Annotated in this window: 11 protein-coding genes; 2 read left to right on the top strand and 9 right to left on the bottom strand. The window is 38.7% G+C overall.

The window, feature by feature from the left end; translation table 11 throughout:
- Nucleotides 1–2 precede the first annotated feature (2 nt).
- The 5 genes from AB3N04_RS16320 to AB3N04_RS16300 all read right to left on the bottom strand — a co-directional run bounded on the left by AB3N04_RS16320 (nucleotide 3) and on the right by AB3N04_RS16300 (nucleotide 7,020).
- Nucleotides 3–1,973: a TRAP transporter permease gene (locus AB3N04_RS16320; protein WP_368503719.1), complete on the bottom strand. Its 1,971-nt coding sequence runs from the start codon at nucleotides 1,971–1,973 to the stop codon at nucleotides 3–5.
- Between the two features lie 5 nt (nucleotides 1,974–1,978).
- On the bottom strand, nucleotides 1,979–2,434 hold the full coding sequence (locus AB3N04_RS16315) for a DUF1850 domain-containing protein (protein ID WP_368503718.1): 456 nt from the start codon (nucleotides 2,432–2,434) through the stop codon (nucleotides 1,979–1,981).
- Between the two features lie 77 nt (nucleotides 2,435–2,511).
- Nucleotides 2,512–3,531: a TAXI family TRAP transporter solute-binding subunit gene (locus AB3N04_RS16310; RefSeq protein ID WP_368506076.1), complete on the bottom strand. Its 1,020-nt coding sequence runs from the start codon at nucleotides 3,529–3,531 to the stop codon at nucleotides 2,512–2,514.
- A gap of 164 nt (nucleotides 3,532–3,695) precedes the next feature.
- Nucleotides 3,696–5,051 (bottom strand): sigma-54-dependent transcriptional regulator, encoded by a 1,356-nt coding sequence (locus tag AB3N04_RS16305; RefSeq protein ID WP_368503717.1) that lies wholly within the window; start codon nucleotides 5,049–5,051, stop codon nucleotides 3,696–3,698.
- Nucleotides 5,029–7,020, bottom strand: a complete 1,992-nt coding sequence (locus AB3N04_RS16300) for a transporter substrate-binding domain-containing protein (protein WP_368503716.1) — start codon at nucleotides 7,018–7,020, stop codon at nucleotides 5,029–5,031. The genes AB3N04_RS16305 and AB3N04_RS16300 overlap by 23 nt, the downstream gene beginning before the upstream one ends.
- A gap of 138 nt (nucleotides 7,021–7,158) precedes the next feature.
- Here AB3N04_RS16300 and AB3N04_RS16295 point away from each other — a divergent pair, with 138 nt between their 5' ends.
- Together AB3N04_RS16295 and nfsA are read left to right on the top strand one after the other, a co-directional pair.
- Nucleotides 7,159–8,916, top strand: a complete 1,758-nt coding sequence (locus AB3N04_RS16295) for a B12-binding domain-containing radical SAM protein (protein ID WP_368503715.1) — start codon at nucleotides 7,159–7,161, stop codon at nucleotides 8,914–8,916.
- 122 nt (nucleotides 8,917–9,038) lie between these two features.
- Nucleotides 9,039–9,788, top strand: a complete 750-nt coding sequence (gene nfsA, locus AB3N04_RS16290) for an oxygen-insensitive NADPH nitroreductase (protein ID WP_368503714.1) — start codon at nucleotides 9,039–9,041, stop codon at nucleotides 9,786–9,788.
- A 30-nt stretch (nucleotides 9,789–9,818) separates the two neighbouring features.
- Here nfsA and AB3N04_RS16285 read toward each other — a convergent pair whose 3' ends face one another.
- The 4 genes from AB3N04_RS16285 to AB3N04_RS16270 all read right to left on the bottom strand — a co-directional run bounded on the left by AB3N04_RS16285 (nucleotide 9,819) and on the right by AB3N04_RS16270 (nucleotide 16,288).
- On the bottom strand, nucleotides 9,819–10,832 hold the full coding sequence (locus AB3N04_RS16285; protein ID WP_368503713.1) for an EAL domain-containing protein: 1,014 nt from the start codon (nucleotides 10,830–10,832) through the stop codon (nucleotides 9,819–9,821).
- 208 nt (nucleotides 10,833–11,040) lie between these two features.
- Nucleotides 11,041–12,042: a methylmalonyl Co-A mutase-associated GTPase MeaB gene (gene meaB, locus AB3N04_RS16280; RefSeq protein WP_368503712.1), complete on the bottom strand. Its 1,002-nt coding sequence runs from the start codon at nucleotides 12,040–12,042 to the stop codon at nucleotides 11,041–11,043.
- Between the two features lie 53 nt (nucleotides 12,043–12,095).
- Nucleotides 12,096–14,255, bottom strand: coding sequence for a methylmalonyl-CoA mutase (gene scpA / locus AB3N04_RS16275; RefSeq protein ID WP_368503711.1), 2,160 nt, complete (start codon nucleotides 14,253–14,255; stop codon nucleotides 12,096–12,098).
- Entirely contained in the window at nucleotides 14,252–16,288 is a 2,037-nt protein-coding gene (locus AB3N04_RS16270) for a methylmalonyl-CoA mutase family protein (RefSeq protein WP_368503710.1), read from the bottom strand. Before AB3N04_RS16270 ends, scpA begins: the two co-directional genes overlap by 4 nt.
- Nucleotides 16,289–16,297: the final 9 nt, after the last annotated feature.

Genomic DNA, 16,297 nt, shown 5'->3' with positions numbered 1-16,297 from the left:
CCTTATTGTGCAATATTTGTATCCGTGACCGTAGAGTTCTTTGCTTTTCTCCATTGCCATACAACAACCACTAAAATGATCGCAAGACCAATGATGTCTTGAACCATATTCGGGTTCATAAAAAGAATCGCTCCTCCGAATAAGATCGCGCGCAACACCCAATGAATTGTGCTAAATAAGTATCCTTCAGCTGCTGTTCCGAGCATTACGACTCCAGCTATCGCCGTAATCGTTACAGCCGCTCCTTCTACAAATGTGGTGTTAATAAGAAGGAGTGCATCGTTATAAACAAACATAAACGGAACGATAAAGCCGGCAATTGCTAGTTTCATTGAGATAAAGCCGGTCCTCATCTGATCCCCTCCGGATATCCCTGCCGCTGCAAAGGCAGCAAGCGCAACCGGTGGTGTGATATTTGCAAATAAACCAAAGTAGAATACAAATAGATGAGCAACTAACGGTTCTATGCCATATGAGATTAAGGCAGGAGCGGCCATTGTTGCTGTGATAATATAAGTCGGAATACTTGGCAGCCCCATTCCTAATACAATACAAGCAATCATTGTAAAAATAAGAGTTAAAAGTAGACTATCTCCACCAAGAGTTACAATTCCATTTGCAAGCTTTAAGCCAAACCCAGTCATCGTCGCTACCCCTACAACAATTCCAACCGTTGCACAGGCAACCGCAACACCAACAGCTGTTCTTGCACCGGATTCAAGAGCATCCACGATATCTTTCATACTCATGCGAGTTGTTCTTCTAATCATAGCTACAACGATTGTAACCAAAATCGTTAAGAATGCAGAATAGATAATCGTACGTCCACTAAAGAACAACATGTATAAAAGAAAGAATAAAGGAATTAACAAATGCCCTCTTTCTTTTAATACTTCCATCACTTGTGGTAGGTTTTCTTTTGAGATTCCTTTTAAGCCTTCTTTTGTTGCACGAAGATGAATTTGTACAATAATTCCTAAATAGAACAATAATGCTGGTAGAAGCGCTGCTAGAGCAATCTGACTATAAGGAACACCTAACATCTCTGCCATAATAAAAGCCGCAGCCCCCATGATCGGTGGTAAGATCTGTCCCCCAACCGATGCCGCAGCTTCTACTGCTCCAGCAAAGTTACGATGATAACCAATTTTTTTCATCAATGGAATCGTAAATGAACCAGTCGTTACGACGTTAGCCACTGCAGCACCGTTTATGCTTCCTAAAAATCCACTTGCTATTACCGCTACTTTTGCAGGCCCCCCTCTAGTTTGACCTGCAATCGCTAGTGCCATGTCGTTAAAGAATTGCCCCATTCCAGACTTAGAGAGGAAGGCACCAAACAAAATAAATAAGAAAATATACGTAGCTGAAACTCCAATGGCCGTTCCATAGATTCCTTCAGTCGTGACATACATGAAGTTAACTAGTTCATCCCATGTATACCCTCGATGACGGAAAATTCCTGAAAGCTCTCTTCCAAACAAACCATAGAGAAAGAATAAAATGGCAAGCACAGGTAAACCCCAACCTGTTACACGTCGAGCTGCTTCTAGTACAAGAACAACAAGAATTCCGCCAAACAATAGATCAAGCTGATTTGGTAAACCACCGCGATTGACAATACCGACATAATCGACAAAGATATAGACCGTTGTTGAAAATGCCATTAATGCAAATAGGAGATCATACCAAGGTAATTTTGTACGGTTTGCCTTTTTAAATGGTGGATAAAGCAGAAAGACTAATGCTAGGATAGCCGCCACATGTAATGAACGATGCTGTAAAGTTACAGGCGTCCCAAAATATGATGTGTACATATGATATACAGATAATGAAATAGCTAAAAGGGAAACTATAATAGCAACTATTTTACTTTTAAATGAACGAAATCTCGATTCCGCATCATATTTCTCTAATAACTCAACTTGCTCTTTTGTTAACTCTTCTGGTTGTGGATTTTGTTGCTTTTCCATCTCCATCACCTCTTTTCAATGATTAATTCTAATGGTTCATGATGAGGCAAATCTTCTGTTTGGAACAGGATTTCATCATTTAAATAGATCGTAAATTCTGCGTTATGTGAGTGAATCCATCGAAAGGCCTCTATTTCTTGATCAATGTCTCGACTGACAATTTTCCCCTCTTCTATTGTCATACTTCCTTTTTCATGAGGTACTCCTGCACCAAATGAATAAAAAACTGTTTCCACTAATTGAAGGGAACCATCTTCACTCACTTCATACGTTTCTTCCCAAGGAGTCTTCTCAACAGAGTGAATCCATTTGATCGTCCATCGGTCCCCGACATTTATATCAGGAATAGAGTGAACCACTTCTTCTGTTCGTTGAATTTGCACATGCCCTGTATAACTTGTATGTGTACAAGCTACTAAGGAAAAAAAAAGAATAAGTGTCAGCGCGATTATTCTATTCATAAACCATCCACCTTACAAATTGTCCAAGCGCCACGCTTTAAGAGCTTGGCGCTTAGACTAATAACATGTACTATTTATTACTCAATCGCCCCTACTTCTTTCAAATAACGTTCTGCTCCTGGGTGGAAAGGAATTGGCATACCTACATCTACAGTATCTAATGTAATTTCTTGAGCCGCATTATGAGAGCCTTGAATCTTATCAATGTTCTCAAATAGTGTTTTTGTGATTTCATAAGCTGCATCTTCTGAAATTTCACTTGAAATAATTAATAAGTTTGTGATAGCAGCCGTTGGAATATCTTCTTCATTATCATATGAACCTGCAGGAATTGCCTCTGCAGAGAAGAATGGATAATTTTCTTCTAGGTAATCCATTGCTTCACCTTCAATAGGAATGATCTTCGCATTATGAGTAGTGTCTAGATCAATAACTGTTGCGTTTGGTACACCACTTGTTACGAATGCTGCATCAATCATGCCGTTTTTAATTTGGTCAATCGCTTCACTATAAGAAAGATAATCTTCGTTAATGTCGTCATAGCTCATTCCATGGGCTTCTAATACCATACGAGCATTTAATTCAACACCAGAATTCGGAGCACCAACCCCTACACTTTTTCCTTTTAAGTCTTCCACACTTTCAATTCCTGTATCTTCTGTTGTTACAACTTGAACGAAGTTAGGATAAAGTGCTGCTAGACCAGCCATCGATTCGATAGGGTCTTTCCCTTCAAATTCTCCACTTCCTTCATATGCTTGAAGAACTGAATCTGCCATTGTAATCGCAAGTTCTGCACGGCCAGTATCAATTAAGTTAACGTTCTCCACTGATGCCCCTGTTGCTTGTACTGAAGAATCAATTCCTAATTCTGATTCGAGAATCGTTGAAATCGCGCCCCCGATAGGATAATACACCCCAGAAGTTCCACCAGTTGCTACTGTTACGAATAAGTCACTTAAATCTGCACCTTCAGTTTGCTCACCAGCATCTGCATTATCACCTGCTGTGTCATTTTCTGTATTCGCATCGTCTCCACCACATGCCGCAAGCACTAGTAAAGATACCATGGATAAACTTGCAATAAATTTTTTCATCATAATCCCCCCAAATGTTTTTTGTACACTTATTTACTATGCAAGTAGTGTGCCAATTTTTAAAATAGCCAGTTTGTTAGCGCTTACAGTATTTCTTGCAACTCAAACACAAAAAAACACCGGCAAAAAATGCCGGTGTTGCATTTTTTGCCGGTTTAATTAATTTAAGTAGACGCGTATAGCTTTAATTTATCTCGTAGACTTCTTTCGCTAATCTCTAACATTTCTGCAGTTCTCTTTCGATGACCTTCGTTATAATCAAGAGTTTCTAGAATGAACTGCCTTTCCAGCTCTTTTAAAGATAGACCAACGAAAGATGAAAGATCATTTTCCTCTGATCGTATGATTGTCTTCTTCGACCTTAAATGAATCGGCAAATCTTCTACTTCTATCGTTGTTTCATTGGCAAAAACCATGGCTGATTCTAAGATGTTAGCGAGTTCACGAATGTTACCAGGATAAGAATAAGAAGATAAAATTTGATAGGCTTCCTTTGAGATGCCAGTGATCTGACTATTCATTTCATTATTAAATAATTTGATTAAATGCGATACCAATAGCTTCAAATCGTCAATTCTCTCCCGTAGAGGAGGTAATAAAATTGGAATAACATGAAGCCGAAAGTAAAGATCTTCCCTAAACTCTCCTTGTCTAACCGCTTCTTCTAAATCTTTATTTGTAGCAGCAATAACTCGTACATTTAACGATTGCGTTACATTAGAACCGAGCTTCGTTACTTCCTTACGTTGTAGGACCCGTAAAAGTTTCGCTTGTAGTGCAAGAGGCATGTCCCCAATTTCATCTAGAAAAATGGTTCCTCCGTTCGCTAATTGAAACTTACCATCTTTTGAGGAAACAGCCCCTGTAAATGCTCCCTTTTCATATCCAAACAGTTCACTTTCTAAAAGGTGCTCAGGGATTGCAGCGCAGTTGACCGTTTCTAGATGCTGTTGTTTTCTCTTGCCAGAATAGTGAATGGCACGTGCTACCAACTCTTTCCCTGTTCCACTCTCTCCCATAATTAAGACATTCGAATCAACGTCTTTCACTTTATCAATCAAGCGATACACACGCTGCATTGATTCACTTTGACCAATCAATTCCTCGTAACTATACTTCTTCTCAAGTTCTTGACTTAAATGCTCCACTTGATCATGTAAATATTTAAAATGTAGAGCTTGTTTAATGACTGACTCTAATTCATCCATATTAATTGGTTTCGTTAAATAGGAGTAAGCTCCTACTTGAAGGGCTTTTACCGATGAAGAGATCGTGCCATATGCGGTAATCATAATAACTAGAAGTTCGGGATGTTCTTCTTTTAAACTTTTCAATACATCTAAACCATCCACTGCCCCTATCTTCAGATCTAATAAAACCAAATCAGGGCTTGTGGATTTAACTAACTTTTGACCTTCACTTGGATCAGTCGTTGCCTCAACATAGTAGTCATCTTCTAAGGCAAACGTTAATGAAGAACAAATGGAAGCCTCATCATCAATGATTAAGATTTTCTTCATGATTTTCGCTCCTAAATTGTAGTATCATCTTTGTCCCACTATCTATTTTACTATCGATCAACAACCGCCCCTCATTATCTTGTACATATTGATGAGTAATCGCTAAACCAAGTCCTGTCCCCTTAGCTTTCGTTGTATAAAATGGCTCTAATATCTTTTCCTGTTGCTTATCCGTCATACCAATCCCATTATCTTCTATTACTAGGACAACCATTGTTTCCCTTTTCGATAATCGTAAAACAAGTTCGCCACTTCTATGTTCTAATACTTCCTCAATGGCATCAATTCCATTAATCATTAAATTGATAATGACTTGTTTCACTTGATTGGGGTTAGCGTAAATGAATACATCATTGATGAGATCTAACGTTAATACGATTCCTTTATTAAGCAGTGTCCTCTCAAATAAGATGGCACAATCTTGGACAAGTTCTGTTAGGTGAACCGATTCTTTTTCCTGTTGTCTCGGTCTAGCATAATCAATCAAACCTTCAATAAGTTGGCTAACTCGATCAATTTCTTTTGGAACATAGGTAGAAATCTCACGTTGGAAACGTTCATTATGGAACTTTTTCGGTATTAATTCAGCAAATGTTTTGATGGATGTAAGAGGATTACGAATTTCATGAGCGATTCCTGCTACAACCCGACTTAATGCCTGATTTTTTTCTTGTTCAAACACTTGAAGACGCATTTTCCTCTCTTCTGTAATATCTTCAAACGTCACGATGAGCCCGATTAATTGATGCTTAATATTAAAGAGTGGATAGACATAATAACGTAGATCATATTCTCTATTATCTGAACGCTTCCATATTGTTTCTTTTCCTAAAATTGACTTTTTCTCTTGGAAGACTTGATCAAAGTGCGACTCAAGAAGTTGCGTTAATAACAAAACGTCTTGATAAGGTTTTGTTAGAAGATCGTCTTTTTCACCTGCTATAAGGAGAGCTTTTGTATTGACTGATGTGATTAATCCATCTTCATTTACCGTCACAATGCCCCGAGGTGAACTATCTAGAATCTGCCTTTGGTATTCGTCGCTGTTTTTCGTTTGAGTAATTTGCTCTTGTAACGTTTCATTTAATTCTTTTAATACATGTGTTTTCTTCTCTACCTCTGCTTGCAAACGTCGATTCCACCTAATAGCTAAAAACGTAATCGCAAGAACACCCAATAAAAGGCCTACGGTAATTTGAACTGCTAGCCACAGTCTTTCTGTTAACAGATTTTCATTTCCAAACCACCTTTCATGAATATCTGCGTAAATACCTTCCTGTTTAACGGTCCTAATCGCTCTATTTAATTCGTCTAATAATTCATTACGGTCTCTAGCTACAGCCATAGCATAATCAATTGGTAAGAGGTAATTACCGACAATTCGAAAATTATTATTCATTTGAGTTTCTTCTATTAAATAATCAGCCGTTAATACATTCCCTACAAATGCATCAGAGCGTCCCATCAGTAAAAGCTGCATCGCTGTTCGTTGGTTACTCGCAACATGATATTGAATTCGTCGAATAGTACGAAGGAACTCATATTCCGTTGTTTCTTTTTGCAAAGCAGTCTTTACGTTTGTTAATTGAGAGATACCTTCAATCTCATGATTATCGCTTCGAACGACTAGCCCAACAGAAGTATGTAAGACCGAATCTGTATACTCCATAGTAGCTGTTCGTTGTTCATGAAAAGAAGCAGATAATACCATGTCCACTTTGTCCTCTTCAAGCGCAAGGAACGCTTCTTCTTGGGTCATCGGGTAATAGATCAAATCTTTTTCCAAATATCGATTTAACTCCTCCATTAAATCAATTAAGAAACCTTGATGTTGACCCTCCTCTTGCATATGAATGGGAGGCAAGTTAGGGTCGTATGCAATTCTCAGCGGCTCTTTTGCGTGAACTATCATTGGTATTGTAATCACTGAAAGGAATAGGAGGAAAGAGATGAAATTTCGAATATTCATATTGTATCCCCTTACAATTTTCTCATAAAAAAAGGTGACTCATTTAATGTAATTATTTCGTATGAACATTTCTCATGTTGCCTAAACGTATGGTATCATACACTACGTAAGGAAAACAGAGAATTGAGGGATAAACCAATGAAAACCGTCGTCACGACGTTGAACGCTAAATATATTCACACATGTTTGGCTTTGCGCTGTTTAAAGGCCTATGCAGAGCCAGAGTTCCCTATAGAAATGGTAGAATATACGATCAAAGACCCTATTATGAATATCGTTTCCGATTTATTTGAACGAAAGCCTAATGTTATCGGCTTTAGTTGCTATATTTGGAATATTGAAGAGACATTAAAAGTAATTGAAATGCTAAGAAAAGTCATGCCTGAAACCAAAATCGTCTTAGGTGGACCTGAAGTGTCCTATGACACGAAAGAATGGCTTGAAACGACTGCTGATGCTGACTTCATCGTAGTCGGAGAAGGGGAAGAAACGTTTAAACAATTACTTGAAGAATTAAGTACTACCTCTAAATTCCATATGGTATTTGGCTTAGCTTACCGTAAAGGAGAGGAAGTTATTATAAACGCTCCTCGTCCTAAATTGAAATTAGATGATATTCCTACCCCTTATCGTTTCGATGAGGATCTAGCCGGGCTCACCAAACGAGTAACGTATTTTGAAACGAGCAGAGGTTGCCCATATAGTTGTCAATTTTGCTTGTCATCTATTGAAGTAGGGGTACGCTATGTTGATATCGATCGTGTTAAAAGTGACCTTCTGTTTCTTATTGAAAACGGTACGAAACTAATTAAATTTGTCGACCGGACATTCAATATTAAAAGAGATTACGCACTTGAGATCTTCCAATTTTTGATTGATAACCATCAAGGATGTGTATTCCAATTTGAAATTACTGCTGACATTATGCGTCCTGAAGTCCTTGAATTTCTTAATGAACATGCACCAAAAGGAATTTTCCGCTTTGAAATTGGTGTCCAATCAACAAATGATGCAACAAATGAATTAGTTCAGCGTCGTCAAAACTTCCAAAAGCTCACCCGTACTGTCACAATGGTAAAAGAGGGTGGGAAGATTGACCAACACTTAGATTTAATTGCAGGTCTTCCTGAAGAAGATTACCATTCATTCCGAAATACATTTAATGATGTATTTGCACTTAGGGCTGAAGAACTTCAGCTCGGATTTTTAAAAATGCTTCGCGGAACTGGTTTGCGTTTACGAGCAGAAGATCATCAATATGTATATATGAATCATGCTCCGTATGAGATTCTCAGTAATAACATTTTACCATTCTCAGATATTGTTCGAATCAAACGAGTTGAGGATGTTTTAGAAAAATACTGGAATGATCATCGGATGGATATGACGATTAACTATTTAGTGGATAAAGAATTTGCTTCTCCTTTTGATTTCTTCCAAGAGTTTGGAGACTATTGGGAGTCAAAAGGTTGGTCAAGAATTGGTCATCAACTTGAAGATCTCTTTACAAGACTTTATGCATTTTTAGAAGCTAGAGATACACAAAACCTTCAAATCATTAGAGGTTTAATGATGGTTGATTACTTCAAAAATCATAAACATAAACCACGCAAAACATGGTGGGGCTTCTCGCTTTCAAAAGAGCAACAAAGCTCCTATTTACGTGAGTTAGCAGATCAACCGCAAAGAGTAAATGAAGATTTCGCTTCTTTACAACTTAATGAAAAAGACCTGCACAAACACACAATGATTGAGGTCTTACCATTCTCCCTTGATTCCTTCACAGAAGACGATGCAATCGTAGATCAACATGAATTATTAATTGCCTACTTTAACCCTAAGTCACAACAAACTTCGTTATTTACTACTTCACTTGTTCCATCAACGATGATGTAATTGCCACGATAATGAAAGAGCCAATGCAGAAGATGCATTGGCTCTTTTGCACTTTGGTTGGGTTTATTCTTATATTATGTGATAATAAATGAATCAGTTCTGAATTAAGAGGAGGATCCTTCATGAATGCTATTATTAACACACAACATAAACATCGCTCCTATCGTTCTTATTCTTCTAAAGCGATCGAGGAAGAAAAACTTAACGCTATTATTTCAGCTGCCCAATCAGCCCCCTCTTGGATAAACGGCCAACAGGTTTCTATTATTGCTGTTGCAGACGAGCAAAGAAAATCACGGTTATCTGAATTAGTAGGAAATCAAGCATATGTCGCACAAGCACCAATCTTTTTCATTTTTTGTGCTGATTTTTACCGTGCTCAAATAGCTGGTGAAAAACATGGAAAAACACTAGAAGCAATTGATGACGTGGATGCTCTATTAGTTGGAGCAACCGATGTGGGATTAGCTATGTCAAATGCTATAACTGCTGCAGAGTCACTTGATCTCGGTACAGTCCCGATAGGGGGAATCCGTAAAAATCCTTTAGAAGTCATTGAATTACTGAACCTTCCAAAATACGTCATTCCTATTTCTGGGTTGTGTATAGGTTATCCAAATGAAAATCCTGGCACTAAGCCACGGTTTCCACAAGAAGCAATCCTGCATAAGGAAACTTATCAACATAACCAGACCTCAATCATCGACACGTACGATAACACGATGAGTGCCTATATGAATGAACGTACGAAAGGTAGACAGTCAACTTCATGGACAGAACGTGTCTCAAGTTTTTATGAGAAGCCTTATTATTCATCCATTGCTGATATGCTTGAACAACAAGGATTTAAGTGTAAAAACGTAAAAAAATAACTTTTAAATAAAAGAGGAAAGACCTCATCATCAAGGTCTTTCCTCTTTTAAATTTGCAAATGTAAATACATTCGTATCCGGCTCTGCTTTTGGACGTCCAAAGTAATAACCTTGGGCAAGTGGAATGTTTAATTCAGCACATAAATCTGCTTCTTCCTTTCTTTCTATCCCTTCAGCAAGCAGTTTAATTCCATACGCATCAGCTACATTTACTATTTCTTTTATTTTTGTTTGCTTCTCAGTATATTGATCACAATGATCGATAATGGCTCGGTCTATTTTTGCAAAGTTAGGCTTTAATTCTCTTAATATATCAACAGTCGCAAACCCCGCACCAAGGTCATCAAGGGCTACCTGGATTCCTTGTTTTTGGTACACGTTAAAGATATTCTTCAGGTGATCGATATCATGGATTTTCTCGGTTTCCACTACTTCAAAAATCAAGTCTTCTGGTTGCACACCATACTTTTCTACAGCATATAATGTACTTTTCAAACAATGATTGGGGTCATAAATAGATGAAGGTAAGAAGTTAATAAACCTTTTCACTCCATTTCGTAAAAACTTGGAGCTGATTTCAATAGAAGAAATTCGTGCCTGACTATCTAAGACCGATTGTAATCCAGCCTTTTGAGAAAAGGAAAATAATGTACCAGGGTTAAATGACAGCTCTGATGGGATAGGTCGAACTAAAAACTCATATCCAAATACTTCTTCACTAGTAAGCTGAACAATTGGTTGCATATGTTGAGTAAATAAGCCTTCATTTATTACTCTAACAAGAGGCCAATTCATAATTCTTTCTCTTAACTGTTCATATCGAACAAAGTTTGCAAAACGTTCGCTCTCTTCTACTGAATACGTTGCATAGGTGTACTCATTAGTTAGTAAAATTGGATCAAGTTGCTGAATCAGTTTATTTAAATTTTCTTCATTTTGATAAGGAATAGAATAAATATTATTATCATTTAACCTGTATGTAAAGTCCCCTAGTTGGAGTACTTCCTCGATTTTTTCAAATTGTTGATTACCTTTTAGTTTCATTAATATATTCCCACTTGGGGGTAAATTAGGTATGTACCCACAATTCCTACAACTATTCAATAAGAATCCCTCCTTTGTATTAGGTCTACCGATTACTATACCACTAATATAGTTATTTAAAACCACTACTATTGTATTATACCAATTCATTTTGGTCGCTTGATTTCAAAAGAAAAGCCATGTTTAGTAACATGACTTTTTCATAAACTTACTTTTTATTTTTCACTTCTAATATTTCAAGTGCTGCCTTCGTAGCTGATGATTGACCCGTTAATACTTGTTCTTGCATCTGTGGGAGAATAGTCTTTACTTTCTCATTTTGATAAAATTCGGCTAAGACCTGTTCCTCAATTAGATCACGAAACCAACGCAAAGCTTGTTCGTTTCGTCTTTTATGGAAGATGTTGTTTTGCTGCATGTGTTCTTTATGGTCTTGAATAACAGACCAAATATGATCGACACCTTCACCGGTTAGGGCAGAAACTGTATATGCCTTAGTAGACCAGCCTTCTGTAATAGGAGGAAGCAAATGAAGCATTCGGTCTAATTCAACTCGCGCTTGCTCAGCTGCTTGTTTATTCGGGCCATCAGCTTTGTTTATAAACATAGCATCTGCCATTTCCATAATTCCTTTTTTCATCCCTTGTAGTTCATCTCCAGCACCAGTAAGCATAAGAACAAGGAAGAAGTCTACCATTGACCTTACTGCCACTTCACTTTGCCCTACTCCGACCGTCTCAACAATAATGACGTCATAGCCAGCTGCCTCACATAATAGCAATGTTTCACGCGTTTTTCTCGCTACTCCACCAAGAGTCCCACCAGCAGGGGATGGTCTAACGTAAGCATTAGGATGACGAGATAGTTGTTCCATTCTCGTTTTATCTCCTAGTATGCTGCCTCCAGTTAATGAACTTGAAGGATCAACTGCAAGCACCGCCACTTTATGCCCCTTCTCACAAAGCATCATCCCAAACGCTTCAATTAGCGTACTTTTACCTGCGCCAGGCACTCCAGAAAACCCAATACGGATTGATTGACCAGTCTGTGGCATTAGCTCTGTTAATACATCTTGAGCTAATTGCAAATGTTTTTTTGCATTACTTTCCACAAGTGTAATCGCTCTGGCCAATATCGCTCGATTTTGTTCCTTTACACCTAATACATACTCTTCTACTGTTAATTTACTTCTTTTAGGGGATTGTGACACTGCGTTTATCCTCCCTTCTTGCCTCTTTTTAAGAGAAGAAGAAAGAAGAAGTGTTACTCCACTTCTTCTTCCTCTAAGCCGAGTCGCTCTTTTAATTCTTCTAAGATTTGAGCTGCTGCTACAGGGATCACTGTACCTGGTCCAAATATAGCTGCTGCTCCATTTTCTTTTAAGAATTGATAATCCTGAGCTGGAATGACTCCGCCAATAATAACTAAGATATCCTCACGACCATGCTTTTTAAGCTCATTTACAACTTGTGGAAGCAGTGTTTTGTGACCAGCTGCTAAAGAGCTCATTCCAATCACATGCACATCATTCTCGACTGCTTGCAAAGCCGCTTCCGCTGGAGTTTGAAATAATGGTCCAATATCAACGTCAAAGCCCATATCAGCAAAAGCTGTCGAAATCACTTTCGCTCCTCGGTCATGACCATCTTGACCCATTTTCGCAATCATAATTCTCGGTCTACGTCCTTCTGCCTCTTCAAATTCATCGGTCATTTTTCGAATGTTTTCCATTTCATCATTCTCTCCAAACTCAGAACGGTATACACCGCTAATCGAGCGGATGACCGCTTTATGTCTTCCTACCACTTTTTCATAAGCCATTGAAATTTCACCTAGGCTTGCACGAGAACGAGCAGCTTCTACTGCTAACTCCAGAAGATTCCCTTCCCCTGTTTCAGCTGCCTCTGTAATAGCAGCTAATGCTTTTTTGACTCTAGCATCATCACGTTCTGCACGTAGCTTTTCTAGACGACGAATTTGCGATTCTCGTACTACTGTATTATCAATATTTAAAATATCTAGCGGTTCTTCTTCTTCTAAACGATGAGTATTCACACCGATAATCGTCTCTTTTTTAGAGTCAATATGCGCTTGTCTTCTGGCTGCAGCTTCTTCAATTCGCATTTTAGGAAGCCCAGTTTCAATAGCCTTAGCCATACCGCCAAGCTCTTCAATTTCTTCGATATGTGCCCAAGCCTTTCTTACAAGTTCTGCCGTTAAGGTTTCGACATAGTATGAGCCACCCCAAGGATCAAGCACATTCGTTAGACCAGTTTCATCTTGTAAGTATAATTGTGTATTTCGCGCAATACGAGCCGAGAAGTCTGTTGGTAAGGCAATTGCTTCATCCAAAGCATTAGTATGAAGGGACTGGGTATGTCCCATTGAAGCAGCCATCGCTTCAATACATGTTCGTACGACATTATTATAAGGATCTTGTTCGGTTAAACTCCAACCCGATGTTTGTGAATGAGTACGAAGAGCAAGTGACTTATCATTTTTCGGATCAAAGGGTTTGATTAATTTCGCCCAAATTAAACGAGCTGCCCGCATTTTAGCAACTTCCATATAATAATTCATTCCGATTGCCCAGAAGAAGGATAAACGAGGAGCAAATGAATCAATATCCAGTCCTGCTTTCATTCCAGTTCTTACATACTCTAATCCATCTGCTAGTGTATAAGCGAGCTCAATGTCAGCTGTTGCACCTGCTTCTTGCATATGGTAGCCAGAGATACTAATACTGTTGAACTTAGGCATGTATTTAGACGTGTATTCAAAAATATCTGCTATCGCCTTCATTGATGCTTCTGGTGGATAAATATATGTGTTTCTTACCATGTACTCTTTTAAGATATCATTTTGGATCGTACCTGTTAATTGTTCTGGCTTCACACCTTGCTCTTCGGCCGCTACAATATAAAACGCTAAGATTGGTAATACTGCCCCATTCATTGTCATTGATACCGACATTTGGTCAAGTGGAATGCTATCAAATAGAATTTTCATATCTAGAATCGAGTCTACAGCAACACCTGCTTTTCCAACATCTCCCACAACTCGTTCATGATCAGAATCATATCCACGGTGAGTCGCTAAATCAAACGCAATCGATAAACCCTTCTGCCCTGCTGCAAGATTACGACGGTAAAACGCATTACTCTCTTCAGCTGTAGAGAATCCTGCATATTGACGCACTGTCCATGGTCTCGTTTTATACATAGCGGGATAAGGTCCTCGGAAGAAAGGTGCGATCCCTGCTACGTAGTTAAGATGCTTCATTCCACTCGTGTCTTTTTTCGTATAGGTTGATTGGATTGAGATTTTCTCCATTGTATCAATCGTAGGCTCGGGCTGATAACCTTCGCTTTGTGATTGTTCAAGTGCAGGAAACGTCATTTTATCAAAAGATGGTTTTGTCATTTTCCTGCCCTCCAATTCCATAAATTCATGAGTTGTTCATAATGGTTCGATTTCATATGGATATAATCAAAGACTCCAGATTCATGTAATTGATCAGCTACCTCACCTTTTTGTTTACCTGCGACATAGATCCGAACCTCATCTGAATTGGCTTTCTTTAATTCTTTTATTAGGGAAGCACATTCTTGGTGGACATCTTCATCTGTTCCACAAATGACGATTACATTTGAACACTCCATTTGTGCCTGATCACGACTTAGAGCATCAGCACTGATTGGAGAACCTACTTCAAAGCCCCCTGCCCTAAAGTAACCTGCAGCAAAATCAGCACGTGGTTTAAATTTAGCTAGTGGTCCTAACCCTATTAAAGTTACCTCAGCACGTTTTCCTGTTTCTCTTTCAAATTGCTTGCTTAGATCCCTCATCTGTTCATACGGCATTGAAATACGTCTTCGGTTAAGCGGCTCTTTAATCGTTGTAGGTTCTCCATCATTTAGCTTTGAGAGTAATTCATACATGCTTGTTAGTGAAAAACCATCACTAGAAACATGAATCCATTCATCAATTGATGTCGGTAAGACCTCCAATGTTTTCGATTCAGACTTTGTCTCTTCTACTCTCCACTCCTCTGTTTGTTTGTTTTCGTGAAGTAGCTTTTCATCAAGATTAGCGTATTGATTTACGCCAACGATCGTCTGCTTTCTTGTTTCAACATCTTTTATACGAGCTTGCCATGTTTCATTAATCCAACTCTGAGGAATTCCTGCTGCTAACGCCTTACTCATGCCACCACCAGCTTCAAGATTTTGGAATTGACTCCACGCTTTTTGCGCAATTTCACTTGTTAAATGCTCAACATACCAAGCTCCACCGGCTGGATCTTGAGTGGCAGCTAGATGACTTTCCTCTAATAAGATTAAAGAGGTGTTTCTTGCTATTCGTCTTGAAAAAGCCGTAGATGGTTGAATCGGTTCATCAAACGGACTTACTTGAATACTATCAGCCCCCGCTATTGCTGCACTGAATGCCTCACTTGTACTACGCAGCATGTTGACATATGGGTCTAGCTTGGCTTTTGTGAATGCGGAAGTTCTCGCATGAATAACCATTTTTTGACCGGCTTCACTTGCTCCGAACTCTTTCATAATGGCTGCCCACAACAATCTAGCACTTCGAATCTTTGCTATTTCCACAAATGATTGGCTTCCGATTGAAAATGAAAAGGCAATTGAGTTACCTGCATCGTCTGCAGAAAGACCCCGGTCCATCAGTTCAGATACGTATTCTACTCCTGTTGAGAGCACGCATGCTAACTCATCCGTCGCAGAAGCTCCCCCATCATGATAAGCCGCACTTTGAACTAAAATTGTACGTAAGCCACTTTGGTGGTTCACTACCCATAAAGTTGCTTCTGCTAAATCATCGTAAATAGTAGCTAGTGTACTAGGAAGTTCCCCTGTTTTCGCTAATTCAAAAAGTGGGTCTGCTGCAATGATTCCACTTATTTTCTTCTCTTCAACTGCAGAAATGACCATTGCTAACAAAGGCTTAAGCCATACACCTGTATATAAATGAATCGGGTATTTTTCTGTGTCTATACCTTCAAAGATTGTTTTAAAATCCGTAACACCTTCAATCGACACTCCGCGATCATTTTCTTTCACCTTATTTCCTTTTGCTTTTTCATTAGCGACAATATGTAGAACATCTTGACCTCTTTTAAGATCATGATGAGCTTGTTCGTTTAAAATAACTGGAGTCGCTCCACTTAATTCTTGACTCACTTTCCATTTAGCACGCTTTTGGGTTGTTCCACGGGTAAATGGAAACGCTCCAGGTTGCTCTTTAAGGATCGGTAAATGATCAACATCCTTTTCTTGGTACATTGGCTCTATCGCAATGCCTTCATAGAGATGTGTGACTAATCTTTTATCAAATGACCCACCTTTTAATGAGCGCTCTGCTACTTCTCGCCATTCTTCATATGTTGGTATCGGAAATTCACTGAATTTATCAAGGTCCTTATGCATCATAGCGATAGG

The organism is Alkalihalophilus sp. As8PL (assembly GCF_040939795.1).
GTDB lineage: Bacteria > Bacillota > Bacilli > Bacillales > Bacillaceae_D > Alkalihalophilus > Alkalihalophilus lindianensis.
The sequence above is the reverse complement of the archived record's forward strand: the minus strand, read 5'-3'. Positions and strand labels throughout refer to the sequence as shown.

Excerpts from the sequence above, each read along its gene's own strand:
- AB3N04_RS16320 (WP_368503719.1), bottom strand. The coding sequence starts at position 1,973 with ATGGAAAAGCAACAAAATCCACAACCAGAAGAGTTAACAAAAGAGCAA.
- AB3N04_RS16315 (WP_368503718.1), bottom strand. The coding sequence starts at position 2,434 with ATGAATAGAATAATCGCGCTGACACTTATTCTTTTTTTTTCCTTAGTA.
- AB3N04_RS16310 (WP_368506076.1), bottom strand. The coding sequence starts at position 3,531 with ATGAAAAAATTTATTGCAAGTTTATCCATGGTATCTTTACTAGTGCTT.
- AB3N04_RS16305 (WP_368503717.1), bottom strand. The coding sequence starts at position 5,051 with ATGAAGAAAATCTTAATCATTGATGATGAGGCTTCCATTTGTTCTTCA.
- AB3N04_RS16300 (WP_368503716.1), bottom strand. The coding sequence starts at position 7,020 with ATGAATATTCGAAATTTCATCTCTTTCCTCCTATTCCTTTCAGTGATT.
- AB3N04_RS16295 (WP_368503715.1), top strand. The coding sequence starts at position 7,159 with ATGAAAACCGTCGTCACGACGTTGAACGCTAAATATATTCACACATGT.
- nfsA (WP_368503714.1), top strand. The coding sequence starts at position 9,039 with ATGAATGCTATTATTAACACACAACATAAACATCGCTCCTATCGTTCT.
- AB3N04_RS16285 (WP_368503713.1), bottom strand. The coding sequence starts at position 10,832 with ATGAAACTAAAAGGTAATCAACAATTTGAAAAAATCGAGGAAGTACTC.
- scpA (WP_368503711.1), bottom strand. The coding sequence starts at position 14,255 with ATGACAAAACCATCTTTTGATAAAATGACGTTTCCTGCACTTGAACAA.
- AB3N04_RS16270 (WP_368503710.1), bottom strand. The coding sequence starts at position 16,288 with ATGATGCATAAGGACCTTGATAAATTCAGTGAATTTCCGATACCAACA.